We start from the raw sequence: 24,077 nt of genomic DNA, 5'->3' as shown, positions 1-24,077 counted from the left end.
GGTTGAGACAATTGATTATGTCCCAACCTCCATAAAAATCTATTAAATTATACATTAAAGCGGAAATGTACGATATCTCCGTCTTTCATAATATAATCTTTACCTTCTAAACGTTGTTTACCCGCTTCTTTAGCGCCGTTTTCGCCACCATACTCTACATAATCAACGTAACTTGTAACCTCGGCACGAATAAATCCACGTTCAAAATCGGTATGGATAATACCTGCACATTGTGGGGCTGTCATACCTTGTCTAAATGTCCATGCACGTACTTCTTGAACACCTGCAGTAAAGTAAGTTGACAAGCCTAATAAGTCATAAGTAGTTCGTATAAGTCGATCTAGACCTGGTTCTTCAATACCTAAATCTTCTAAGAACATTTCTTTATCTTCATCATCGAGTGTCGCAATTTCTTCTTCAATTTTGGCACTAATCACGATAACTTCAGAATCTTCTTTCTCAGCATATTCACGAATTGCTTTTACTTTATCGTTATCTTCATCGCCAATTTCATCTTCGCCCACATTAGCGATATATAACATTTTTTTAGAAGTTAATAATTGAGCTTGATTTACCCATTTTTGATCATCTTCATTGAAATCAATACTTCTAACAGGTTTACCATCTTCTAAAGCTTCTTTAATTTTAGTAAGAATACGTAATTCCATCTCTGCTGTTTTATCTTTTTGACGTGCCATTTTTTCAATCTTAGGTAAGCGTTTATCAACTGATTCTAAATCAGCTAATACTAATTCCATATTGATGACTTCGATATCATCTAATGGATTTACTCTTCCAGAAACGTGCGTCACATTCTCGTCATCAAATGCACGAACAACTTGGCAAATCGCATCTACTTCACGAATATGTGATAAGAATTTGTTACCTAACCCTTCACCTTTAGAGGCACCCTTAACGATACCTGCAATATCAGTGAATTCAAATGTTGTAGGGATAGTTTTTTTAGGTTGTACCATTTCTTCTAATTTGAGTAAACGTGAATCTGGTACTTCTACGATACCTACATTTGGATCAATCGTAGCAAATGGGTAGTTCGCTGCTAATGCACCAGCTTTAGTAATTGCATTAAATAGGGTAGATTTACCTACGTTAGGCAAACCTACGATACCTGCTGTTAAAGCCATTAATCATTCTCCTAACTTTCTTTGTCTTGATGAGATTCAAGAACTTTTTTCAATTTTTTATTAAACGTTTGACGTGGAATCATAATACTACGCTGACAATTTTCACATTTAATTCTAATATCAGCACCCATTCTTATGATTTTGAAGCGATTCGTTCCACATGCATGTTGTTTTTTCATTTCTACTATATCATTTATTCCGTAATTTGACGTCATGAAATTACCTCCAATGATAACTAGTCTTTACTTTGAGCCTCATCGTATTGTGTAAATAGCGGTTGAGGCATACGTATTCCCTCTTGGACAAACATTCTTTGCGCTTCTTTTCTAATAATACGGGCACCTGAAGCACCTTCTCCTGGAATCGTCTCTGCAGAAACACGAATGATTGCTTTATTGTTCTCAATTGCATCAATACCATCGACAACTGGGTCGCTAACAAATAAATAGTATTTACTGCGTAATGACGTGAATAATTTATTTAATTTCTTCTCAACTTGATCCAAATTCTCATCAACTGAGACTGGAAGTTGCACAATTGAAGTGCCATTTGTAATAGAGAAATTGGTGATTTCACCCATACTGCCATTTGGCAAAATAGTTAACTCACCAGAAATCGTATTAATACGTGTTGATCTTAAACCAATAGATTTAACTGTACCTTCTGCTACAGTTGTTCCGCCGCTATTGATTTTAACATAGTCACCCACATCAAACTGATTCTCAAAGATAATAAAGAAACCAGTAATGATATCTTTAACAATTGTTTGCGCACCGAAACCTACTGCTACACCAACGACACCAGCACTGGCGATAACACCTTCAACACTAATACCAAATTTACTTAAAATGGTTGTAAGTACGATAAACCATACAATATATTTTACTACGTTTTGTACAAGTGATATGAGCGTTTTTGAACGTTTTTTACTTCCTTTTTTACTTTTATTTTGTATTTTAAAAGCTTGTTCAATCACTTTATTTAAAATCGCAATAACGATGAGTGCAACAATGATATAAATCAAAATCATTATAATTTTTGAGACAAGATTCTCATATGTCTCAATTTTGGTTAAAGGTTCAAATAAAGAAGATAAAATATGCTTTATTTGGTTCATTATTTCGTTACCTCCTTTTTTTTAAATTTTTCGTAACTTATACACTATAGCTTAAAGCTCTTTCAATTGAATCAGTCTTCAGTTTTAAAAAACCACATGAAATCAATTACTTTTCATTAAGTTGTTGAATCAGTCTTTTAAATTCTTCTTCTGATTTAAACTCAAAAGTGATTTTACCAACATGCTTAGAAGTAGAAATATCAACTCTAGAACCATATCGTTCTTTGAGTTCTCTTTCTTGTTGTTGAATAAATTTAGGTTTCTTATTCTTACTTTGCTTCGATTCTGGTTGAACCGTATCATTCTGTAAATACGTATTTACATATTGCTCGAGCTGTCTTACACTCCAAGACTCCCGGATGGCTTGCTTCCCTATCTTCTTCATCTTCGAAGCGTCTTTTAATGATAAGAGGGTACGGCCGTGTGCCCCAGATAATTCTCCTTCTCTAACCATTGTCATAATTTCTGAAGGTAAATGAAGCAATCTTAGCATATTGGCAATATATGGTCGAGACTTACCTAATCGTTGTGCAACTTGTTGTTGTGTAATGTTTAAATCCGACATCAACTTTTTATAACTTTCAGCTTCTTCAATCGCATTTAAATCTTCCCGTTGTAAATTCTCAATAATAGCTAGTTCCATCATATCTTCATCTGATAGTTCTTTAACTATTGCAGGGATCTCTCTTAATCCAGCGATTTGAGATCCTCGGAATCTTCGTTCACCCACCACAATATAAAAGCCTTGTACTGTTTTTCTTAATACAATCGGTTGAAGAATACCGTGTTGCTCAATTGATTTCGCCAAATCTTGCAATTTCTCCTCATCGAATGACTTTCGTGGTTGATAAGGATTCGGTTTAATTAAATCAATAGCTATATTTTGCACATGTTCGTTACTTTCAAGTTGCAAACGTTGATCTTCTTCCTGTGTCATCTTTTCACATCTTTCTATAAATGCTTAACATATTGGCAGTAGATATCTGAATTGAAAGTGCACTGATATCAAGTTCTTCTTAATCCTAACCAACCTTACCAGCGAAGCCCCAACAAAAAATTTTTTAGAAATTCTGCAAACAATGCAAGTTGGGTTCGGGACAAAGAAATTAATTTTGCTCAACTATTTTCTGTCCAACTTCCTATTTCAACACATCACTTACTATTTTAAAAATTTCAATCTCATTGTACAAGCGTTTTAAGATTTTTCCACATCCTTCCGAAACTTTTTAACAAACTTCAACGTTCATTCCAAAATCCTCCTACTACTTTCTAAATTAACTATTTAATCTAAATTTTCAGAAAAGTTGTTGACAAATCATTTTCCAGTATGTAATCTATGTATTAACAATTACAAAACGAAACATTTTACACACTATAAAAAGGAAAGTAGAACTTACACTGCTAATACAGAGAGTCTTCATAAGCTGAGAGAAGGCATTGAAAGAAAGTTTGAAAATGGCCTTGGAGTGTTGATGCCAATATGAGGTATCAACGGGTTCGCCCGTTACAGCGATACAGTATTAACATTGATGTTGAATGGCGTACTGGAATTACTACCGTCACAACTAATCGTTAATACTCATTTAATCTTTCAAAAGACTAAATGAGTTTTTATTAGGCTCAATGATTTAACGTAGCGATTAAGATTGTGAATGTATTGGCACTTCCAAACATGTAACCATTTCCTACATGATGGCGTACTGATAGAGGTCACTTTAGCAATAAAGTGACGAACAAAGGTGGTACCGCGAAACCGAAGCTTTCGTCCTTTACATCCGATTTACTCGGGTTTAAAGGACGGAAGCTTTTTTTATTTTTTATATTAGGAGGGTCTAGTAATGAAGGATACTGAATTAGCTCAAATCGCTCTAACACACGACCATACTGGCGCTATTGCCAATCCAATTTATTTATCTACCGCATACCAACATCCTCATCTAGGTCAGTCAACAGGATACGATTACACACGTACAAAGAATCCTACACGCACTGCATTTGAAGAAGCATTTGCAAAACTTGAAAAGGGCATCGCCTCTTTCGCCACTTCTAGTGGTATGGCAGCAATTCAACTTGTATGTAACATCTTCAAACCTGGTGATGAAGTTCTCGTAGCATTTGATTTATATGGAGGTACATTCCGACTCTTCGATTTCTACGAACAACAATACGGTGTGAAATTTAAATATGTAGATTTCTTAGATTATGAAGATGTTGAAAAAAATCTCACACCACAAACAAAAGCATTATTCATTGAACCCATTTCAAATCCACAAATGATAGAAATAGACGTCGATCCTTATTACGTACTAAGTAAGAAACATAAATTATTAACAATCATAGACAATACTTTTTTAACGCCATATCTTTCAACGCCACTTGAAGAAGGCGCAGATATCGTACTCCACTCGGCAACGAAATACATCGGTGGACATAATGATGTACTAGCCGGCGTCGTCACAGTAAAAGATGAACATTTAGCAGAACAACTTGGTCAATTTCATAACATGATAGGCGCAACACTGTCTCCTCTAGATAGTTACCTGCTTCAAAGAGGACTAAAGACCCTACACCTTCGTATTGATCGTTCTCAAGAAAATGCGCAACGACTCGCTGAAAGATGTCGTCACACTGAATCCATTGACGAAGTACTCTATAGCGGTCGCACTGGAATGCTAAGTTTAAGACTGAATAAAGCCTATAGTGTTGCTAAATTTCTGGAAAATATAAACGTCTGCATATTCGCAGAAAGTCTAGGCGGAACAGAAACGTTCATTACCTTCCCTTACACACAAACACATGTAGACATGCCTGATGCAGAAAAGGATAAACGAGGCATCGATGAACATCTTATTCGTCTTTCTGTAGGTATTGAAGATTATAACGATATCGAAACAGATATTATTCAAGCATTAGAAAATTCTAAAGTAGGAGTGATTTCATGAGTTTATCTATAGAAACAGAAGTCATTTTTGATTCACGCAGAGGACAAGAATATCACTCAGCTAATCCACCATTATATGATTCGTCAACCTTTCACCAAAAAGTACTAGGTGGCGATACTCAATATGATTACGCAAGAAGTGGAAATCCAAATCGCACTCTTTTAGAAGAAAAACTCGCACGTCTAGAAGGCGGGAACTATGCTTTTGCATACGCATCTGGAATAGCAGCAATTACTGCAGTATTACTGACGCTTCAGTCAGGCGATCACGTTATCCTTCCTGATGACGTATACGGTGGTACATTTCGACTCACTGAACAAATTTTAAATCGTTTTAATATCGAATTTACAACGGTAAACGCTACAAATAATCTTGAAATTGAAAATGCCATTCAAACGAATACTAAACTTATTTACGTAGAAACGCCATCGAATCCACTTTTCAAAATTACAGATATACGAGCAGTAGCAAGAATCGCTAAACAAAATAACCTACGCTTAGCAGTGGATAATACATTTATGACACCTCTTGGTCAATCACCATTAGCCTTAGGCGCAGATATCGTGGTTCATAGCGCAACTAAATTCTTAGGTGGTCATAGCGATCTCATTGCAGGTGCAGCAATCACAAATCGTAAAGATATTGCAGAAGCACTTTATTTATTACAAAACGGCACTGGCACAGCACTCTCTGCACATGATAGCTGGGCTCTGGCGAAGCATCTCAAAACATTACCGGTAAGATTTAAACAATCTGTGTCGAATGCTGAACGCTTAGTTGAATTCTTAAATCAGCGTGAAGAAATCGCAGAAGTTTATTACCCAGGAAATAACCCGATCCATTTAAGACAAGCTTCCACAGGTGGAGCGGTTATCGGATTTAGATTGAAAGATGAATCTAAAGCACAAGCATTTGTAGAATCACTCACATTACCACTTGTATCAGTCAGTCTTGGTGGTGTTGAAACCATTCTTTCTCACCCAGCAACAATGTCACATGCAGCTGTTCCAGAAGCTGTAAGACAAGAAAGAGGAATTACTTTCGGTTTATTCCGCTTAAGTGTGGGGCTTGAAGATCCTGAAGAAATCATCGCAGATTTTAACTACGCTTTAAAGGAGGCTTTCAATGAGTCAATTTCTGAAACATTTACAGAACAACGTTTTGGTAGCTGATGGAGCTATCGGCACAATACTTTACTCAGAAGGGCTCGACACTTGCCCTGAAGCGTACAACCTTACTCATCCAGACAAGGTAGAACACATCCATCGCTCATATATCGAAGCTGGTGCGGACGTGATCCAAACCAACACATACGGTGCTAATTTCGAAAAGCTTAAAAACTTCGGCTTAGAACATCGTGTCAGAGAAATACATAAAGCAGCTGTACAAATTGCTAAACGCGCTGCCAATGAGGACACATTTATTCTTGGTACTGTAGGTGGCTTTAGAGGTGTGAGACAAGAAGAAATAAGTTTATCAACGATTCAATATCATACAGAACTTCAAATCGATACCTTAATCAATGAAGGCGTAGACGCTCTATTATTTGAAACTTATTACGACTTAGACGAATTGAAAAATATTGTAGTCGCAACACGTAGGAAATATGACATTCCTATTATTGCGCAATTGACCGCTTCCAACACCAATTATTTAGTCGATGGCACTGAAATTAACGAGGCACTTAAACAACTCGTTGAGTGTGGTGCTGACGTTGTTGGTCTTAACTGTCACCATGGTCCACACCATATGCAGCGTTCATTTTCACATATAGAGCTGCCTGAACAGGCATATTTATCATGTTATCCAAATGCAAGTCTACTAGACATTGAAAATAGTGAATTTAAATATAGTGACAATGCGCAATATTTCGGCGATGTTGCACAAGAACTTATCAACGAAGGCGTGAGACTTATCGGTGGCTGTTGCGGTACGACACCTGAGCACATCCGCTATATTAAATCAGCTGTTCAAGGTTTAACACCTGTAAAAGATAAAAAAGTGATTCCCATCACGAAGAAATCAAATCGTAAACCAACGAGCATGATGAAACAAAATCTTACTACCAAAGTTAAAAATGGACCAACTGTGATTGTCGAACTAGATACGCCGAAACATTTAGACACAGATACTTTCTTCGACAACGTCGGAAAATTAGATGAAGCAGGTATTGACGCGGTTACGTTGGCTGATAATTCCCTTGCAACAGTTCGAGTCAGTAATATCGCAGCAGCAAGTTTAATCAAACAACGTTATGATATTGAACCACTCGTTCATGTCACATGTCGTGATAGAAACCTTATAGGGCTTCAATCTCACCTCTTAGGTCTCTCACTCATCGGGGTTAATGAAATTCTAGCCATTACTGGTGACCCTTCTAAAGTGGGCCATTTACCAGGTGCAACCAACGTGTATGACGTGAATTCGAAAGGTCTAACAGAACTTGCACTGAGATTTAACCAAGGTATTAACACGGATGGTGATGCGCTGAAGAAACATACCAACTTCAACATCGCTGGTGCGTTTGATCCAAACGTACGAAAACTTGACGGTGCCGTTAAACGACTTGAGAAAAAAGTTGCAAGCGGTATGAGCTATTTCATTACTCAACCCGTTTATAGCAAAGAAAAAATTAAACAAGTTTATGAAGAAACGAAACATCTAAATACACCGTTCTTCATTGGCATTATGCCTATAGCCAGTTATAACAATGCACTTTTTCTACATAACGAAGTGCCAGGCATAAAAATGTCAGAAGATGTACTTAACCAATTTAAAGCTGTTAAAGATGATAAGGAAAAAACGAAAGAATTAAGTTTAAGACTCTCTAAAGAACTCATCGATACAGTACATGAATACTTTAACGGTTTGTACATTATCACACCTTTTCAAAAGGTAGATTATTCATTAGAACTCGCAGCATATTCTAAATCTATTACTGCTAACAAGGAGGCAATATTATGACAAAAATTAAAACTTCAAACTTAGGATTCCCAAGATTAGGTAGAAAAAGAGAATGGAAAAAAGCGATTGAAAGCTACTGGTCTCACAAAATCGATAAGGCTGAATTAGATCAAACACTGACTGATTTACACAAAGAGAACCTCTTACTTCAAAAGAATTACAATTTAGACAGTATACCTGTTGGAGATTTCTCATTATATGACCACATTCTTGATACATCTTTATTATTTAATATTATTCCAGAACGTTTCCAAGGTCGTGAAGTGAATGATGATTTATTGTTCGATATCGCCCGCGGTAATAAAGAACATGTAGCGAGTGCACTCATCAAATGGTTTAACACTAACTATCACTATATCGTGCCTGAATGGGATAATGTAGAACCTAAAGTAGAGAAAAACACATTACTCGAACGCTTTAAATACGCCCAATCTATCAATGTCAATGCCCATCCAGTTATCGTTGGCCCAATTACTTTCGTCAAACTTTCTAAAGGTGGCAACCAATCATTTGAAGAGAAAGTTCAAACTTTGCTTCCACTTTATAAAGAAGTACTAGAATCACTGATTCATGCCGGTGCCGAATACATTCAAATCGATGAACCTATCTTAGTCACTGATGATAGTGAAAGCTATGAGAATATCACTAAAGAAGCTTATGATTACTTCGCTCAAGCTGGTTTAGGTGAAAAGTTAGTCATCCAAACATACTTTGAACGTGTACATTTAAAATTCTTAAGCACATTGCCAGTTGGCGGCTTAGGTTTAGACTTTGTTCATGATAATGGTTATAACTTAAAACAAATTAAAGCTGGAGACTTCGATTCACGCAAGACACTTTATGCAGGCATTATTGATGGTCGTAATGTGTGGGCTGCAGACATTGAATCTAAAAAGCAATTAATCGAAACGTTACAACAACATACAAACCAATTAGTCATTCAACCATCATCATCTTTATTACACGTGCCAGTCTCTTTAGATGATGAAACATTAGACGAATCTATTGCAGAAGGATTAAGTTTTGCTACTGAAAAGTTAGATGAATTAGATGCCTTACGCCGTTTATTCAATAATGGTGATAGCGCTAAATATGACGAACTTAAAGCGCGTTACGAACGTTTCCAAAGCCAATCATTTAAAAATCTTGAATACGACTTCGATAGCGTTCCTACAAGTCGTAAGTCACCTTTCTCAGTACGTAAACAAAAACAATATGAGCGCTTAAATTTACCAGATTTACCAACAACAACAATAGGTTCATTCCCTCAAACACGTGAAGTACGTAAATACCGTGCAGATTGGAAGAATCATCGTATTACAGATGCTGAATATCAAGACTTCTTACAAAATGAAATTGCCCGTTGGATTAAAATACAAGAAGACATCGGTTTAGACGTACTCGTACATGGAGAATTTGAACGTAATGACATGGTTGAATTCTTCGGCGAAAAGCTTCAAGGCTTCTTAGTAACTAAGTTTGGTTGGGTACAATCATACGGTTCACGTGCCGTTAAACCACCAGTGATATATGGCGACGTAAAATGGACAGCACCATTAACAGTGAAAGAAACGGTTTACGCACAAAGTTTAACTGACAAACCTGTAAAAGGGATGCTCACTGGTCCAGTCACAATCCTAAACTGGTCCTTCGAACGTGTAGACGTCCCACGTAAAGTCGTTCAAGACCAAATCGCATTAGCGATCGATGAAGAAGTGTTAGCGCTTGAAGAAGCAGGTATTAAAGTCATCCAAGTAGATGAGCCAGCATTACGTGAAGGATTACCATTACGTTCTGAATACCATGAACAATACCTGAAAGACGCGGTTAACTCATTTAAGTTAGCAACATCATCCGTACATGATGAAACACAAATTCATACACATATGTGCTATTCTCAATTTGGACAAATCATTCATGCTATCCATGACTTAGATGCAGATGTTATTTCAATCGAAACATCACGTAGTCACGGTGATTTAATTAAAGACTTTGAAGATATCAATTACGATTTAGGTATTGGATTAGGCGTTTATGATATTCACAGTCCACGTATTCCAACTGAAGCAGAGATTACTACAGCTATCAATCGTTCTTTACAACAAATTGACCGCTCACTCTTCTGGGTTAATCCAGACTGTGGCCTTAAAACGCGTAAAGAAGACGAAGTAAAAGATGCCTTAACTGTTTTAGTTAACGCAGTGAAGAAGAAACGTCAAGAAAATGGCGTAACAACAGCATAATATCATTTAGAGGTGATGCTTATGACAAACTATCCTTTATGGGACCAACTGAATCAACTTAAAGAGGCACAATGGGTCGACTTAACACATACTTTCGATCCTGAGATTCCTCGCTTTAGTGAATTTGAAAAGGTGAAGTATCGACACTCTTTAACGTCAAAGAACATGGTTTCTACGTTCAACGATGGAGTATCGTTACACAATATGGTACGCATATCGACGCGCCGATTCATTTTGTGGAAAATCGAAGATACTTAGAAGAGTTAGACTTGAAAGAATTGGTCTTACCACTCATCGTCCTAGACTACTCTAAAGAGGCTTCAGAGAATGCCGATTTCATCGTAACTAGACAGCACCTTGAAGAATGGGAAAGTCACAATGGTCAAATTGAATCTGGTACATTTGTAGCTCTACGCACAGACTGGTCTAAACGCTGGCCAGATATTGACCAATTTGAAAATAAAGACGCCAATGGCAATCAACACTTACCTGGCTGGGGTCTAGATGCCTTGAAATTTCTTATCGAAGAACGTGGCGTAAAATCCATCGGTCATGAAACATTTGATACCGATGCTTCTGTGGATACCGCTAAAAACGGAGATATTGTAGGTGAACGTTACATTCTAGGCAAAGATACTTTCTAGTTAGAATTATTAACAAACTTAGATCAATTACCTACGCGTGGCGCAATTATCTATGCGATTAGTCCAAAACCTAAAGATGCCCCAGGATTTCCTGTCAGAGCATTCGCAATCAAACCATAAATGAGCAATCATTTAAGCAACCAAATCAAATTTTTCAATTATCAAGTACATCAACGTGACGCATGTAACCCTCAACTACCCCACAACTTTGGTAAGCTTTGAGCCGGCTTGCCAAAGAAATGAATGTATAAAAATGCATTTAAAAGGGTGAACAAAGTCTTTTACCTGTAGCGATCGTTAATGGAAGAGCCATTCATTACGTCATCGCATTATTAAACCTTCCTAATTTCATAAATAAAGCAAACAAGCTGTAAGCGATGTCGCGTTGACATACACTTACAGCTTGTTTTATTATTTCGCGTCATAATGAGATACGAGAGTAGCAATACCTTGACCACCACCGATACATAATGAAGCAAGACCATTTTGAGTCGTCTCATTCAGTTGATGTAATAAAGTAACTAATATACGAGCACCAGATGCACCAATAGGATGGCCTAATGCGATCGCGCCACCTTTAACATTCACCTTATCTTGTGGCAATTGTAATTCTCGGTCAACTGCTAATGATTGAGAAGCAAAGGCTTCATTAAGTTCAAACACGTCGATATCAGACGCCGTTTTACCTGAACGTTTCAATGCTTGACGTACCGCTTCAACAGGACCAATTCCCATAACGGATGGATCTACACCACTTGTTCCGAAACTCTCTAACACCGCAATCGGCTTCACACCAAGTGCTTTCGCTTTCTCTTCAGTCATAACTAACATTGCTGCAGCACCATCATTAATACCTGATGCATTTCCAGCTGTAACAGAACCATCTTTTTTAAATGCAGGACGTAAATGACTTAACTTGTCAGCTGTCGTACCTGGACGAATCCCTTCATCTTGTGACACAACCACTGGCTCCCCTTTACGTTGAGGCACTTCTACTGGCACAATTTCCGCATCGAATCCACCTGTTTCTTGTGCGTGTTCAGCCTTTTGTTGAGAGTGCGCAGCAAACTGATCTTGCTCTTCTCGAGTGATACCATATTTTTCAACTAAATTCTCTGCCGTAATTCCCATATGATAGTCGTTAAATTTATCTGTTAATCCATCACTTACCATGCTGTCTTCTAACGCTTGATTGCCCATTTTAAATCCAAATCGACTATTTTTTAATAGCATTGGAGATTGAGACATACTTTCCATACCACCTGCAATCACAATCTCATTATCGCCAGCTACGATAGATTGGTAGGCAAGTTGAATAGCCTTCATTCCAGAACCACAGACTTTATTGATTGTGAATGATGGCGTGGCCTCAGATAATCCGCCTTTAATGGAAGCAATGCGTGCAGGATTTTGACCTTGTCCTGCTTGTAAGACATTGCCTAGAATAACCTCATTGACCTCTTTTGGGTCGATGCCACTACTTTTTACAATGTGTTTAATTACTTTTGCGCCCAAGTCATAAGCAGGGATATCTTTAAAGGCACCTCCAAATACGCCTATAGGTGTGCGGTATGCTTCTGCTAGAACTACTCGTGTCATATCTATTCATCTCCTTATTTTCTTTTTTTATCCTTATGAAAATGGGGGTCGAACCACATGTCGTTAACATGCATCTTCCCCTTATAAATGAAACGGTAACATCTTTCTGTATTAAAAAGTTATATATCATTAACCGTCTTTGAGAACGTCGTATAAGCATGTTTATCATACTTAGCGCGTGCCCACTCATTACTGACAATAGTACAAAATTATAATTAATTTTTCCAGAGACAACACATGTATCGACAAATAATTGTGTTTAATCTATACCTAATCATGTGATGATTCACATTTAGACTGACCCTTTGACGGTGAGATTTGAAATCGAGTGAATGAGGACATTGATACTTAATTGATTGAAAATGATATAAAAAGAGGAAACCAAGATGAAATAGTTCAGTTTAACTAGGCCGGGTAGACTGACCGCATTGTTAATCACTGATATAACTACTTCGTCTTGGTTTCCTTTACGATGTTATGAATACAAAGGTGAGAAATATTTTTTTGATTCTTATTATGAATTGAGAGGGATACTTACTTTCCTTTATATTTGTTTAATTATTTATTGATGGATACATCATCAAATGAATCTTTTAACTTTTTCATTTCGCTATCTAGAAATTCTTGGTGTGGAACATCAAAATATTTACCTAACACAAGTGCATCTTCCATTTTGGGTTCATTTTCACCATTTTCCCATTCCCAAATATGATGCACTTCATATTGAGTACCAAATTTTTTATTTATGTCTTCTACAAGCTCTTTAATTTCTAAGTTATTTTTCACTCTAATATTGTGTAGATTGTTCATGATCAACACTCCCTGAAAGTCTTTTATATTAATGTTGACGCCTTTTCCCTTACATTAGCGTTCTAATGATGGAATATTAGCCCGAATGATAAATATAAATTACGATTAAAATTGTTACTGTTGCTCATATGACTCAATAGCTTGATGAATCGTATCATGTAAGCTCGGTTCTTCAAGCCAATGTTGAAATCTATCAATAATATCTCTAGGACTAGAGACATCTTTAGGAAAATCGATATCTTTCATACCTTCAAATAAGTCACCAAAATGACTCTTCTCACCTTCATAGTTTTTCATGAAGTTATAAAAACTCACCACTTGCACCTCCCGGATTTCATAACAATAGATATATTAACAAAATATATACATTTCCAAAATACATTTGTTTCAATTTATCTAAATAATGAGATAGCCTCAATTTACAAATGATTCATCGGTGAATTTAATTTAAGAACGCTTCTATAACCAGCATTTTAATCTTTTATCATTCCGCTTTCTAGATAAGATTCTCTACATTTGATTAAACTTATCTGAAGATATTTGACATTAATTTACGTCATTTTGACTAATATACTTGTCAAAATGACAAAAGTAATATATGTTATGTGTGTAAGGAGTTGATAGAAATTGCGAAATCGACTTAAAGAATTACGTGCAAGAGATGGATATAACCAGACACAACTTGCTAAAAAAGCAGGCATTTCCAGACAAACTGTCTCATTAATTGAGCGTAATGATTTCACTCCATCTATTTTAACCGCTATAAAAATAGCCAAAATTTTTAACGAACCAGTAGAAAATATTTTTATTATTGAGGAGGGAGACTTATGAAAGTAGGAAGATACTTATTTTTCTAAACTTATTCGTTTCTATAAACACAGTTAAATTGTCATTTAATAAGGGGGAAATATGAATGGAAAAGCTTTTAGAAATTAATCATCTAAATAAGTCTTATAATCAGTCAGAATTTCATCTTTCAAACATTTCTTTCTCAATTAAGCCTGGGGAAGTTGTCGGTTTAATTGGTAAGAACGGCTCAGGTAAGTCTACACTCATTAATACAATTGTAGGAAATAGACATAAAGATAACGGTAAAATCAGCTTTTTCGACGAAGAAGTTGCCGAAGAAGATAATACATATAAAGAGCACATTGGCGTCGTCTTTGATGATTTAAGAGTACCTAATAAATTAACGCTCACATCTATAGATAAAGTGTTTGCAAATATATATCGCACTTGGAATAGTGAGAAATTCTTTTCACTAATTAAAGAATTTGAATTACCAACGCAGAATAAAGTTAACACCTTTTCACGAGGCATGAGAATGAAAACGGCTTTATCAATAGCGATGGCTCATGATTCTAAATTACTTATTCTTGATGAAGCAACTGCTGGAATGGATGTTTCAGGTCGAGAACAAGTGATTGAAATTCTTGAAGATTATATAAATGAAGGTAATGGAATATTAATTTCATCACATATTTCAGAAGATATTGAACAACTCGCAAATAAATTAGTATTCATGAGAGACGGGGAAATCATTTTAAAAGAAAACAAAGAAGCATTACTTAAAAATTATGGAATTGTAGAGCAACCATTGGAATCATTTAATATTTGTAATGAATATCTGGTCGCATCAAGAGAACGCAACCATAACAGAATAAGCTTAGTAAACAATTATCAAGAAGTGCCTGGAGCTAAACAAATCAACAATATTGATGATGCTACTAAAATTGTTATGCGAGGTGACAAATAATGAAAGGTTTAGTATTAAGTACTCTCTATGAAACAAAGAAACCATTAATTACTTATTTAATTATTGGAATCATTGCTACAGTAGTAATGACTTTTGCAAGCCCACCTATGAGCGGTTTTATTTTAATTGCATTATTAATCTCTTCAATTGCAGATAACTTTAAACGAGAAAAAGATTCTAAATGGATGAATTACGTTTCTACACTACCTATAAAACGATCTGATTATGTTAAGAGCTACTATTTTCTTTTTTGTATTGTCATAATCATTGCATTGGTGGTTAGTTTTCCGATTGTATTAATCATTACACATAGTTTCAATATGGCGTTGATTTCCGCACTTGTTTCTCTTGGATGTACTGGTATTTATTCCGCCATGTTCCCATTAACATTCAAATTTGGTCCTGAAAATTCCAACACAATCATCATGGTAACTGTCTTCTTTATGATTATCATATACTTTATTTTCTACATCCTTGCAGTTATTATAGCCGCACATTATGATAATTCAATGGTAGAAATGTTAAGTAATACAAGAAGTTTACTTGTGTTCGTTGTCTTTGGCATTTTAGGATTAGCAACTTTTGCTTTGACCTATAAATTATCTATAAGTATCTTTAATAAGAAAGAACTTTAATTTCAATAAATATGAAAATTTCGTTCAAACAATAACTAAATAAAATGATTCCTCATTCAATTCTAAATTACTAAAAAGACAGGATGTACAAATCCTGTCTTTTTTTAATGACCCTCTCTTTTTAATTGTAGATACTCTTTCTTGAATAAATCATAAACATAACTATCTAAGAATACGCCCTGGATCCATTCTTCATTTCTTAGTTATGAATAGACATTTGATGTATTTTTCGCACAATTCTGGAAATTATCAACACCTTATCATATTATGTGGATAACTCCTAATTTACCTTTAAACGTTGATAAATGTGGGTTATACAATATCTGTCCATAAAGTTATCCACAATTTTTAACTGATTGTGTGAGTAATGTTAATAAAATTTTAAACTTAGGTTAATTTTAACTTAATGACACTCAATTACGCTTAAAAAGACAAAAAATGTAAGGGAATGATAATATGGAAATCGTAAAATCTAAAAATGATTTATTTAGAATTATTGATCATGCAGATCAGAAACACACATCTAAAATTCTACTTTTCATGATATTGGGAACGATCTTTTTAGATGCTTATGACATCACAATTCTAGGAACTATGACCGATCAACTCACGAAACAATTTCATTTGTCTCCAACAATGCTTTCAGTTGTCATGACCTCTTTACCTATCGGGGCACTTTTTGGTGCAATTCTCGGTGGCTCCCTCGCACATAAATTTGGTCGTAAACGTATTTTATCCGTATCTTTACTTATTCTCGTGATTACTTCTTTAGGCGCATCACTTGCTCCAAATCTCTTTATTTTACTTACATGCCGCTTCATTATGGGCTTCGCTATCGGCATGGACAGTCCTGTTGCCTTCACTTTTATCGCAGAAATCAGTAATAAATGGCAGAAAGGCCGTAACGTCAACTACTGGCAAGTTGTTTGGTACGTAGCGATTGTCGTGTCTGCACTTGTGGTTATCGCATTCTTTGTTATGGGTACAGGCGAACATTTATGGAGATTTGCAGTAGGCTTTGGTGCATTCATTGCTCTCGTGCTTTACATTTTACGTATCAAATATTTGAAAGAGAGTCCAACATGGATCATTAATCATCATTCATTGGAAGAAGCTACTGAATATGTAAGAAATAATTATGATGTAAATCTTAAGTTAGAGGGTAACGGAACTTCATTTTCCGAAAATAAATCTTCAAAACCATCAACAACTGAACTATTTAAGCCTAAATATTTAAAAAGAATTGTCTTAGCAACTTCAATTTCAACATTGCAAGGGATGCAATACTATGGCGTAGGATTATACATACCAATTATTGCAACTTACATTATAAGTAAAGATAAATTGGGCGTCTTACTAGGAACAGCCATTGTCAACATAGCAGGTATTATCGGAGCTTACGTAGGATCGCAACTCACTTACAAAGTAGGCACACGTCGCTTAACCATGATTGGTTTCAGTCTCGTCTTGATTGCTATGGTCATGACAGGCGTGTTCTATCACAGCTTACCAATGATCATTAACACGTTCTTCATCGCTCTATTCTTATTCGGACATTCTGGTGGTCCAGGTACACAAGGTAAGACGATTGCTGCTTTATCATTTCCTACATATCTACGTTCGCAAGCTACCGGTTTCGTAGAATCTGTGAGTCGTACGGGTAGTATCATCGGAACTTTCGTATTCCCAATTATACTTGCAGCTGTAGGTTTAACTAATACTATGTTAATTCTAGCTATCGTACCGCTCGTTGGTTTAATTATCACGACTGCTTTAAGATGGGAAGCTGTTGGCAAGAATGTAGAAACCGAATAGATGATAGCCATTAAAAAAGCCTCTTAGCAAGACCTCCCTGAGTTGAGGGTAGTCTAATTGCTAAGAGGCATTTTTATATTAATTAGGGAAAGTTCCTGGATTAAATCCACCTTTCCATTGATTCAACGGCCAATATCTAAATAACACTTTACCAACAAGTTGATCTTTATCGATTAAGCCCACATCATAACGGCTATCAATACTGTTTTGTCGGTTATCACCTAAGACTAAATATTTATCTTTAGGAATTTTCATATGTCCATTGGCACCTTTAAGGTTCTTCGATTTAAAGTTCTCAGTTAAATACTCATTAACTTTATGTTTCTTATTGTAATTTAAATAAGGTTCTGAAACCTTCTTATTATTTAAATACAATTGGTCTTTCTTATACTCAACTGTATCTCCGGGTTTACCGATTAAACGTTTAATATAGTCATCTTTCTTTGTCGCATGGAAAATAACTACATCACCAGAATTAATATGGTTTAATGTTTTAGAAATTCGACTCACCATAACTTTATCTCTATCTTCAAAAGTAGGGTGCATAGACTCTCCTGAGACGGTATAGGAAGTAAACAGGAATTTCTGTACTAACCCTACAATGATGAGCGCAACAGCGATAGCAATAATCCATTCTAATATCTCTTTTTTCATGATTTAGACTCCTTGATTCTTTAAATTATTCTTCTTCATTATCTTCAACATTATGAATGATGTAACCAGCAAATAAAGCTACAGGGATGCCGATAAATGGTGTGAACATTGTACTGAATACGAAACCAAATACGAGTGTAAATAAGATACCCAGGTATCCACTCTTCTTCTCTTTATTAATAAATGCTTTCATCAAAGATTTAATTCTCCTTTAATGCTCATTATTGTACTATACCATTTTTAATTTTTACATTCTTACCTGTCTTAATTTTATCGTATTGTTTTTTAGGTACTACAATGACACGCTTACCCTTTTAGTTTGAACCGTCACAGTATATAACTTTTCATTTGATTTCATCTGCTGTTTTAACATATTCATTTGGTATCTCACACTATCTTTCTTCGCCTGTTGATTATGTGATGAAGGTGCAATGATATAGAAATATAACCAATTATTATAGTAAGAAGTCGCCATATATTGTGATGTATAAGGCGCGCCAGAACTATACGGACGTCTTGGAGCCATCAATGAACGAGACTGTGATCTCATATTTTGAGTACTCTGTCTATACTTTGAAGCATTTGCACTAGATTTCATACTACTTGATCTGGCCGCCTGTTGCGCTGCACGTTGACTCGATTGTTGAGCAGTCCGAGATGCATTCGCTGCACTTGAACGACTCATTGATGAACTTGACGATGTTGAGCCTCTTGAAGCCGACGAAGAGGCACTTGATGAACTACTGCTTGAACTACTTGAGCTTGAACTACTAGACCCTCCTGATGTTGCAGCATCTAATTCCGTCGATAACATACCAAGTGAGGCTGTAGTGATAACAATCATTAAACTTATAAATTTAAATATTTTACGTTTCATCTACTCACCTTTTCTTATTTAGATACTTCATCTTTTGAAACTGCTTTACCTTCAACATCATCATCGCCGTACATCATATATGGTGGACGATAAACGTGTACCTTGCTTCCATCTTTAACAATGTATGGCTTTTTATTACCATCACTTAGGATGTGTTCATAAACATGTTTTAAATCCGTTCTTTCTAAATGAGAATTTCCATTTTTATCTTTATATTTAATCTCGACATTAGGAGTTTCCTCTTTACCATCATTTAATACTTCATAATATTCGTATTCATATTTATCAGATTTCTGACTTTCTTTCGACGGTTCTTTTTGCTCTCCAGAACCCCCACACGCTGTTAAAATAAAAGATAAACCTAATACACTTACTAATAGTATTAACCTTTTCATAAACATACTCCTTTACCAATGATTCAAAGTTTCACATGAATTATAACAATCATTTTTTAAAATTCTATTAAGATTTAAATAAACTTAATGCTTTATAATGTTGATTAACTTCATCATCTCATAAATTAATTATGTAATACAAATCACTTTTAAAAATTCACAAAAAAAATGTTGAGAGTTCATCTTTCAATGATTCTCAACACTAGAAATTTAATTATATTGATTTTCCCTAAAATTTTTACTCACAATGAGATTGATAATTAACCACACTACTTGGCAGATGATTGGCACTAAAAATATCCCTATCATGAGAAAAGTGAATTTATACCATTCCATTTCACTATTCAATCCATTCATTAATGCAAATACGAATAGGCCTATCGCGACGACTCCCCAGAAAATTGTAGCAATCCACCATAAAATCCATGCAATTTTCATACTCCAACCTCTCCTATTCAAATGGATTATTCTTGTCTATATCTTTTGATCCATTTAGAAAACCATCTTTAATTTGATCAAAATGATTTATAAAATCTACTATAAATAGTACTGCTACAATAACTAAAATACCTTTAATCCAACTGCTAACGTGTATTGGTTCTTCACGTTTATAAAAATAGATTCCTAATATAGCCCCAACGATTAGAACAATTAAAAACGACATCATGAACCCCCTACAATAATATATGTTACTTGTAGCATAACAAACTTTATGTACAATAAAAATTTTCTTATTAAGTATTCCGGGCGTCTTATTTTTCAAAACTTTCAACCGTGTAAGTTTGAAAAGCCAATTTGTAAGATTAGATAAAGGCAACTTACCAACAAAGCTCCTACAATTAAATTGTAAACAAATTAAAGGAGTGAAAGATTCATGAAAGCTTTAAAAATTTCATTAACCACTATAATAGTCATTATTTTATTAATAATAGGATTACTTTTCGGATTAAAAGTTTATGGTGATCATCACCCAAATAATAAAGATGTTAAAAGTTTAAATATGTCTAACCCATTCGAACCCACAAAAGAATATTATGTAAAAACGACTAAACCACTGAAACATACCCCTAAGGATTATGAAGATGAAAGCAACATTTATAAAACAACTGGCTATGATGATAATGGTAATAGTAAAAAAATCACATATATGGGAATGAAAAAACTCAAACCAAATCACTATTTAAAAATCAAAGAAAAATTAGACACCGTAAAAAGTTATGAAGAAGTTAATAAAGACAATATCCCTAAGAAAGCCATGAGTAAATTAGAAAAATAAATGGAGAGTGATCACTCAAATGTTAAAGAAACTATTAATTACACTGGGTGTTTTTATTCTTGTAATTGGCGCGCTCATGTTAGTAGGGAAAATTTACGGTGAACATCATCCAAACGATTCCGTAGTACAAGGCTTGAATAAATATAATCCAATGATTCCTAAAGAAGCGTATTTTGTTAAAACGAATCAACCTGTGAATAAAGAAAAATTAGATAAAGATTTTTACAATTACACTTACAAGACGGTAGGCTATGATGAACAAGGTGATGGTAATAAAATTACTTATACGGCTACTAAGAAGTTAAAAACCAATCATTATCTCAAACTCACAATAAAACAAGGTCAAGTTTTGAATTATTCAGAAGTTAAGACAAATGATATACCTAAAAATGCGAATAAAAATTTAAATTAAATTTTTCCACAATCTTTTTAATGGATTGTGGTTTTTATTTTACAAAATTTACTAATCTTACATACATGTAAGTTTGGACAGCGATTTTGTAAGGTTAGATAAAGGCAGTGATGACGGCAAGACTCTACAATTTAAGTATAAACAACTTGAGGAGTGAAAAAGATGTCTATTTTAAAAGTTAACAATCTATCTAAGGTCTATGGTGATAAACAAAAGTATCAAGCACTTAAAGATATCAGTTTCTCGGTAGAAAAAGGAGAATTCGTCGCTATCATGGGACCTTCTGGTTCAGGTAAGACGACCTTACTTAACGTACTCAGTTCGATCGATACTATTTCCGGAGGTTCTGTAGAAGTTGACGGCAATGAAATTAATAAACTCAGTAATAAACAACTTGCGAATTTTCGTAAAAAACAACTCGGATTCATTTTCCAAGATTACAGTGTGTTGCCAACTCTGACCGTTAAGGAAAATATCATGCTTCCACTTTCAGTTCAGAAAGTTCAAAAATATGAAATGGAACAAAATTATAAAGAAGTCACAGAAGCACTCGGCATTTATGACCTGGGAAATAAATATCCTAGCGAAATTTCTGGTGGTCAACAACAACGTACGGCAGCAGCACGTGCATTCGTTCATAAACCGACAATCATCTTTGCCGATGAGCCTACAGGCGCTTTAGATTCTAAAAGCGCACAAGATTTACTTAATCGTTTAGAAGATATGAATAAGCAGTTTAATTCAACCATTATTATGGTCACTCACGATCCCTCAGCAGCAAGTTTCGCTGAAAGAGTCATTATGTTGAAAGATGGTGATATTCACTCTGAAATTTACCAAGGAGAAGATTCTAAACAAGACTTCTATCAAGAAATCATTAAACTGCAATCGGCATTAGGTGGTGTCACACATGACGTTTAATCAAATCACCCTTAAAAATTTAAGACAAAATATTAAACATTATGGCATGTTCCTATTTTCTTTATTATTAAGTATCGTACTTTACTTTAGTTTTACAACTTTAAAGTATTCACACAGCATCAATAATTCAGGTTCTCTCAAAATAATTCAAAAAGGTTCAAGTGTTGGCTCAACAATTCTATTCATCATCATTATCATTTTCCTAATGTATGCCAATCACTTATTTATTAAAAGACGTACGAAAGAGTTTGCACTTTTTCAACTTATCGGATTAACAAGAGGCAATATTCTAAGAATGTTAAGCATTGAACAATTTGCCATATTTGTAGTAACAGGTATTCTTGGCGTAATCATTGGAATTTTTGGTTCACAACTTTTGCTTGCCATCGCTTCTAAATTGATGAAGTTAAAGGTTCACCTTTCAATTGGTTTCGAACCACAGGCATTACTTGTCACAATCGTGATGTTAGTCATCGCTTTTGTATTAATACTTATTCAGAATTTCCTTTTCCTCAAAAGAAGAAGCATCTTAACAATGATGAAGGATAGTTCTCAGACAGAAGCGACTAAAGCGCGCATCACTGTACTCGAAATCATTGGTGGCGTGTTAGGAATTCTAATGATAGCTTTCGGATACTATATGGCGACTGAGATGTTCGGCGTATTTAACCCTTTAACCATGGCAATGATGTCACCATTCATCATATTATTCCTAACTATTGTCGGTGCATACTTATTCTTTAGAAGTTCTGTTTCACTCATATTTAAATCTATTAAACGTGCTAAAAATGGACGTGTCTCTATTACGGATGTGGTCTGCACCTCATCTATCATGCACAGAATGAAGAAAAATGCGATGTCATTAACAGTTATCGCAATTATTTCAGCAATTACAGTGACGATTCTTTGTTTTGCGGCTATTACGAAAGCAAATTCGGATTATAATATTGAATCATCAACACCACAAGATTTTGACTTTTCAAAAGGTAAACAAGCTCATAAATTTGAACAACAATTAGATAAAAATAATATTAAGCATAATAAAATTACTTATGAGTCTATTAATCCTAAAACAGTAAAAGACGAAGTAATGACTTTCCAAAATGATTCTGAGAGTATTTCAGAGAATACGTCAATGATTGTTAATAAACATCTTAAAGGTAATGACGCTCGATTAACAAATACAAAAACCGCTCTCGGAATAATGAAATTTAACATGAATAAACAAATCACAGTTAAAGGTAAGTCTAAAGAAACTGTGAAAGTCACAGATAAAGATGATTCCAAAGTTTACCCATCTGAACTTTCATATGCTGCTCCTATGGTGGAAGTAAGCCCTAAAGTATACAACTCATTAAAAACTGATAAAAATACTGTGCGAGTTTATGGATTTAACATCAAACATCCTAGTGATATGAAAAAAGCTGAACACATCGCATCAAAAGTTGATCCAAATGTTGTGTCTAAAGATGAATTGAAAAAAATAATAGATGCATCGAATGGTATTCTCATATTTGTAACTTCATTCTTAGGATTAGCATTCTTAATCGCTGCTGGATGTATTATTTACATTAAACAAATGGATGAAACTGAAGATGAAATTGATAACTTTAAAATACTTCGACGCATCGGATTCACAAATTCTGACATGTCTAAAGGCTTATTACTCAAAATTCTATTCAACTTCGGATTGCCTTTAATAGTTGCTTTACTACATGCACTATTTGCATCACTTGCCTTTATGAAGATTATGGGCAATGTAACAATGATGCCGATATTCATAGTAATGATTGCTTACGCAGTCATTTATCTTATCTTTGCACTTATAGCATTTATTCACTCAAATCGTGTCATTAAGCGCTCAATTTAAAA

24 protein-coding genes, 2 pseudogenes and 1 other annotated feature are annotated in these 24,077 nt (G+C 34.9%); of the genes and pseudogenes, 13 read left to right on the top strand and 13 right to left on the bottom strand.

What is annotated here, in order from left to right:
* Positions 1-47: 47 nt before the first annotated feature.
* The 4 genes from ychF to HMPREF3264_RS00395 form a co-directional block, all read right to left on the bottom strand.
* A complete protein-coding gene (gene ychF, locus HMPREF3264_RS00410; protein ID WP_070871558.1) occupies positions 48-1,145 on the bottom strand; it encodes a redox-regulated ATPase YchF in 1,098 nt (365 codons plus the stop codon).
* Positions 1,146-1,156: 11 nt separating this feature from the next.
* Entirely contained in the window at positions 1,157-1,360 is a 204-nt protein-coding gene (locus HMPREF3264_RS00405; RefSeq protein ID WP_002445134.1) for a DUF951 domain-containing protein, read from the bottom strand.
* Positions 1,361-1,380: 20 nt separating this feature from the next.
* The gene (locus HMPREF3264_RS00400) at positions 1,381-2,262 is read right to left on the bottom strand and encodes a mechanosensitive ion channel family protein (protein WP_002445133.1); all 882 of its coding nucleotides are present in this window, start codon (positions 2,260-2,262) and stop codon (positions 1,381-1,383) included.
* Positions 2,263-2,368: 106 nt separating this feature from the next.
* Positions 2,369-3,199 (bottom strand): ParB/RepB/Spo0J family partition protein, encoded by an 831-nt coding sequence (locus HMPREF3264_RS00395; protein WP_070871557.1) that lies wholly within the window; start codon positions 3,197-3,199, stop codon positions 2,369-2,371.
* Between the two features lie 428 nt (positions 3,200-3,627).
* Positions 3,628-4,035 (top strand) — a binding site (T-box leader).
* A 65-nt stretch (positions 4,036-4,100) separates the two neighbouring features.
* Here HMPREF3264_RS00395 and HMPREF3264_RS00390 point away from each other — a divergent pair.
* From HMPREF3264_RS00390 to HMPREF3264_RS00370, 5 genes and pseudogenes are all read left to right on the top strand, one after another.
* The gene (locus HMPREF3264_RS00390; RefSeq protein ID WP_070871556.1) at positions 4,101-5,204 is read left to right on the top strand and encodes a PLP-dependent transferase; all 1,104 of its coding nucleotides are present in this window, start codon (positions 4,101-4,103) and stop codon (positions 5,202-5,204) included.
* Positions 5,201-6,376, top strand: coding sequence for a cystathionine beta-lyase MetC (gene metC / locus HMPREF3264_RS00385; RefSeq protein ID WP_070871555.1), 1,176 nt, complete (start codon positions 5,201-5,203; stop codon positions 6,374-6,376). The genes HMPREF3264_RS00390 and metC overlap by 4 nt, the downstream gene beginning before the upstream one ends.
* A complete protein-coding gene (locus HMPREF3264_RS00380; protein WP_070871554.1) occupies positions 6,330-8,168 on the top strand; it encodes a bifunctional homocysteine S-methyltransferase/methylenetetrahydrofolate reductase in 1,839 nt (612 codons plus the stop codon). Before metC ends, HMPREF3264_RS00380 begins: the two co-directional genes overlap by 47 nt.
* Positions 8,165-10,411, top strand: a complete 2,247-nt coding sequence (gene metE / locus HMPREF3264_RS00375) for a 5-methyltetrahydropteroyltriglutamate--homocysteine S-methyltransferase (RefSeq protein ID WP_070871553.1) — start codon at positions 8,165-8,167, stop codon at positions 10,409-10,411. The genes HMPREF3264_RS00380 and metE overlap by 4 nt, the downstream gene beginning before the upstream one ends.
* 21 nt (positions 10,412-10,432) lie before the next feature.
* Positions 10,433-11,175 (top strand): annotated as a pseudogene (locus HMPREF3264_RS00370) (cyclase family protein).
* 291 nt (positions 11,176-11,466) lie between these two features.
* Here the strand turns inward: HMPREF3264_RS00370 and HMPREF3264_RS00365 are convergent.
* From HMPREF3264_RS00365 to HMPREF3264_RS00355, 3 genes are all read right to left on the bottom strand, one after another.
* Positions 11,467-12,654, bottom strand: a complete 1,188-nt coding sequence (locus HMPREF3264_RS00365) for an acetyl-CoA C-acetyltransferase (RefSeq protein WP_070871552.1) — start codon at positions 12,652-12,654, stop codon at positions 11,467-11,469.
* 558 nt (positions 12,655-13,212) lie between these two features.
* Positions 13,213-13,464 carry a helix-turn-helix domain-containing protein gene (locus HMPREF3264_RS00360; RefSeq protein ID WP_002445118.1) on the bottom strand — a complete coding sequence of 84 codons (252 nt, stop codon included), beginning with the start codon at positions 13,462-13,464 and terminating at the stop codon, positions 13,213-13,215.
* A 114-nt stretch (positions 13,465-13,578) separates the two neighbouring features.
* Positions 13,579-13,779 carry a YozE family protein gene (locus HMPREF3264_RS00355; RefSeq protein ID WP_037541787.1) on the bottom strand — a complete coding sequence of 67 codons (201 nt, stop codon included), beginning with the start codon at positions 13,777-13,779 and terminating at the stop codon, positions 13,579-13,581.
* 312 nt (positions 13,780-14,091) lie between these two features.
* On the opposite strand from HMPREF3264_RS00355, the gene HMPREF3264_RS00350 reads away from it, so the two are divergent.
* The 4 genes from HMPREF3264_RS00350 (at position 14,092) to HMPREF3264_RS00335 (ending at position 17,670) form a co-directional block, all read left to right on the top strand.
* Complete coding sequence (locus tag HMPREF3264_RS00350) at positions 14,092-14,295, top strand: helix-turn-helix transcriptional regulator (protein WP_002445112.1); 204 nt, start codon at positions 14,092-14,094, stop codon at positions 14,293-14,295.
* A gap of 82 nt (positions 14,296-14,377) precedes the next feature.
* A complete protein-coding gene (locus HMPREF3264_RS00345; RefSeq protein WP_070871551.1) occupies positions 14,378-15,220 on the top strand; it encodes an ABC transporter ATP-binding protein in 843 nt (280 codons plus the stop codon).
* Entirely contained in the window at positions 15,220-15,855 is a 636-nt protein-coding gene (locus HMPREF3264_RS00340) for an ABC-2 transporter permease (protein WP_070871550.1), read from the top strand. Before HMPREF3264_RS00345 ends, HMPREF3264_RS00340 begins: the two co-directional genes overlap by 1 nt.
* A 456-nt stretch (positions 15,856-16,311) precedes the next feature.
* Positions 16,312-17,670, top strand: coding sequence for an MFS transporter (locus HMPREF3264_RS00335; protein ID WP_070871549.1), 1,359 nt, complete (start codon positions 16,312-16,314; stop codon positions 17,668-17,670).
* Positions 17,671-17,748: 78 nt separating this feature from the next.
* Here the strand turns inward: HMPREF3264_RS00335 and lepB are convergent, their stop codons facing one another.
* The 6 genes and pseudogenes from lepB to HMPREF3264_RS00310 all read right to left on the bottom strand — a co-directional run bounded on the left by lepB (position 17,749) and on the right by HMPREF3264_RS00310 (position 20,260).
* Positions 17,749-18,324: a signal peptidase I gene (gene lepB / locus HMPREF3264_RS00330; RefSeq protein WP_070830632.1), complete on the bottom strand. Its 576-nt coding sequence runs from the start codon at positions 18,322-18,324 to the stop codon at positions 17,749-17,751.
* Positions 18,325-18,349: 25 nt separating this feature from the next.
* Positions 18,350-18,517, bottom strand: a complete 168-nt coding sequence (locus HMPREF3264_RS12540) for a VraH family peptide resistance protein (protein ID WP_253286510.1) — start codon at positions 18,515-18,517, stop codon at positions 18,350-18,352.
* A gap of 28 nt (positions 18,518-18,545) precedes the next feature.
* Positions 18,546-19,201 (bottom strand): annotated as a pseudogene (locus HMPREF3264_RS00325) (hypothetical protein).
* Positions 19,202-19,215: 14 nt separating this feature from the next.
* Positions 19,216-19,596 carry an LptM family lipoprotein gene (locus HMPREF3264_RS00320; RefSeq protein ID WP_037541785.1) on the bottom strand — a complete coding sequence of 127 codons (381 nt, stop codon included), beginning with the start codon at positions 19,594-19,596 and terminating at the stop codon, positions 19,216-19,218.
* Positions 19,597-19,806: 210 nt separating this feature from the next.
* Entirely contained in the window at positions 19,807-20,034 is a 228-nt protein-coding gene (locus HMPREF3264_RS00315) for a hypothetical protein (RefSeq protein WP_070871548.1), read from the bottom strand.
* 13 nt (positions 20,035-20,047) lie between these two features.
* Entirely contained in the window at positions 20,048-20,260 is a 213-nt protein-coding gene (locus HMPREF3264_RS00310) for a hypothetical protein (RefSeq protein ID WP_070871547.1), read from the bottom strand.
* Between the two features lie 210 nt (positions 20,261-20,470).
* Here HMPREF3264_RS00310 and HMPREF3264_RS00305 point away from each other — a divergent pair, with 210 nt between their 5' ends.
* From HMPREF3264_RS00305 to HMPREF3264_RS00290, 4 genes are all read left to right on the top strand, one after another.
* Complete coding sequence (locus tag HMPREF3264_RS00305) at positions 20,471-20,872, top strand: YxeA family protein (protein ID WP_070871546.1); 402 nt, start codon at positions 20,471-20,473, stop codon at positions 20,870-20,872.
* Positions 20,873-20,891: 19 nt separating this feature from the next.
* Complete coding sequence (locus HMPREF3264_RS00300; RefSeq protein ID WP_070871545.1) at positions 20,892-21,284, top strand: YxeA family protein; 393 nt, start codon at positions 20,892-20,894, stop codon at positions 21,282-21,284.
* 162 nt (positions 21,285-21,446) lie between these two features.
* A complete protein-coding gene (locus tag HMPREF3264_RS00295; RefSeq protein WP_044466570.1) occupies positions 21,447-22,205 on the top strand; it encodes an ABC transporter ATP-binding protein in 759 nt (252 codons plus the stop codon).
* Positions 22,195-24,075 (top strand): FtsX-like permease family protein, encoded by a 1,881-nt coding sequence (locus tag HMPREF3264_RS00290; protein ID WP_070871544.1) that lies wholly within the window; start codon positions 22,195-22,197, stop codon positions 24,073-24,075. Before HMPREF3264_RS00295 ends, HMPREF3264_RS00290 begins: the two co-directional genes overlap by 11 nt.
* Positions 24,076-24,077 lie beyond the last annotated feature (2 nt).

It is taken from the genome of Staphylococcus sp. HMSC62A08, from assembly GCF_001839105.1.
GTDB classification, from domain to species: Bacteria; Bacillota; Bacilli; order Staphylococcales; family Staphylococcaceae; genus Staphylococcus; species Staphylococcus caprae.
Note: the sequence above shows the minus strand (reverse complement) of the source record. Positions and strands in the feature narration are given on the sequence as shown.

Excerpts from the sequence above, each read along its gene's own strand:
- HMPREF3264_RS00310 (WP_070871547.1), bottom strand. The coding sequence starts at position 20,260 with ATGTCGTTTTTAATTGTTCTAATCGTTGGGGCTATATTAGGAATCTAT.
- HMPREF3264_RS00400 (WP_002445133.1), bottom strand. The coding sequence starts at position 2,262 with ATGAACCAAATAAAGCATATTTTATCTTCTTTATTTGAACCTTTAACC.
- HMPREF3264_RS00315 (WP_070871548.1), bottom strand. The coding sequence starts at position 20,034 with ATGAAAATTGCATGGATTTTATGGTGGATTGCTACAATTTTCTGGGGA.
- HMPREF3264_RS00335 (WP_070871549.1), top strand. The coding sequence starts at position 16,312 with ATGGAAATCGTAAAATCTAAAAATGATTTATTTAGAATTATTGATCAT.
- metE (WP_070871553.1), top strand. The coding sequence starts at position 8,165 with ATGACAAAAATTAAAACTTCAAACTTAGGATTCCCAAGATTAGGTAGA.
- HMPREF3264_RS00340 (WP_070871550.1), top strand. The coding sequence starts at position 15,220 with ATGAAAGGTTTAGTATTAAGTACTCTCTATGAAACAAAGAAACCATTA.
- HMPREF3264_RS00365 (WP_070871552.1), bottom strand. The coding sequence starts at position 12,654 with ATGACACGAGTAGTTCTAGCAGAAGCATACCGCACACCTATAGGCGTA.
- HMPREF3264_RS12540 (WP_253286510.1), bottom strand. The coding sequence starts at position 18,517 with ATGAAAGCATTTATTAATAAAGAGAAGAAGAGTGGATACCTGGGTATC.
- HMPREF3264_RS00300 (WP_070871545.1), top strand. The coding sequence starts at position 20,892 with ATGTTAAAGAAACTATTAATTACACTGGGTGTTTTTATTCTTGTAATT.
- HMPREF3264_RS00320 (WP_037541785.1), bottom strand. The coding sequence starts at position 19,596 with ATGAAAAGGTTAATACTATTAGTAAGTGTATTAGGTTTATCTTTTATT.
- HMPREF3264_RS00395 (WP_070871557.1), bottom strand. The coding sequence starts at position 3,199 with ATGACACAGGAAGAAGATCAACGTTTGCAACTTGAAAGTAACGAACAT.
- HMPREF3264_RS00345 (WP_070871551.1), top strand. The coding sequence starts at position 14,378 with ATGGAAAAGCTTTTAGAAATTAATCATCTAAATAAGTCTTATAATCAG.
- lepB (WP_070830632.1), bottom strand. The coding sequence starts at position 18,324 with ATGAAAAAAGAGATATTAGAATGGATTATTGCTATCGCTGTTGCGCTC.
- HMPREF3264_RS00405 (WP_002445134.1), bottom strand. The coding sequence starts at position 1,360 with ATGACGTCAAATTACGGAATAAATGATATAGTAGAAATGAAAAAACAA.
- HMPREF3264_RS00290 (WP_070871544.1), top strand. The coding sequence starts at position 22,195 with ATGACGTTTAATCAAATCACCCTTAAAAATTTAAGACAAAATATTAAA.
- HMPREF3264_RS00305 (WP_070871546.1), top strand. The coding sequence starts at position 20,471 with ATGAAAGCTTTAAAAATTTCATTAACCACTATAATAGTCATTATTTTA.
- ychF (WP_070871558.1), bottom strand. The coding sequence starts at position 1,145 with ATGGCTTTAACAGCAGGTATCGTAGGTTTGCCTAACGTAGGTAAATCT.
- HMPREF3264_RS00360 (WP_002445118.1), bottom strand. The coding sequence starts at position 13,464 with ATGAACAATCTACACAATATTAGAGTGAAAAATAACTTAGAAATTAAA.
- metC (WP_070871555.1), top strand. The coding sequence starts at position 5,201 with ATGAGTTTATCTATAGAAACAGAAGTCATTTTTGATTCACGCAGAGGA.
- HMPREF3264_RS00390 (WP_070871556.1), top strand. The coding sequence starts at position 4,101 with ATGAAGGATACTGAATTAGCTCAAATCGCTCTAACACACGACCATACT.
- HMPREF3264_RS00380 (WP_070871554.1), top strand. The coding sequence starts at position 6,330 with ATGAGTCAATTTCTGAAACATTTACAGAACAACGTTTTGGTAGCTGAT.
- HMPREF3264_RS00295 (WP_044466570.1), top strand. The coding sequence starts at position 21,447 with ATGTCTATTTTAAAAGTTAACAATCTATCTAAGGTCTATGGTGATAAA.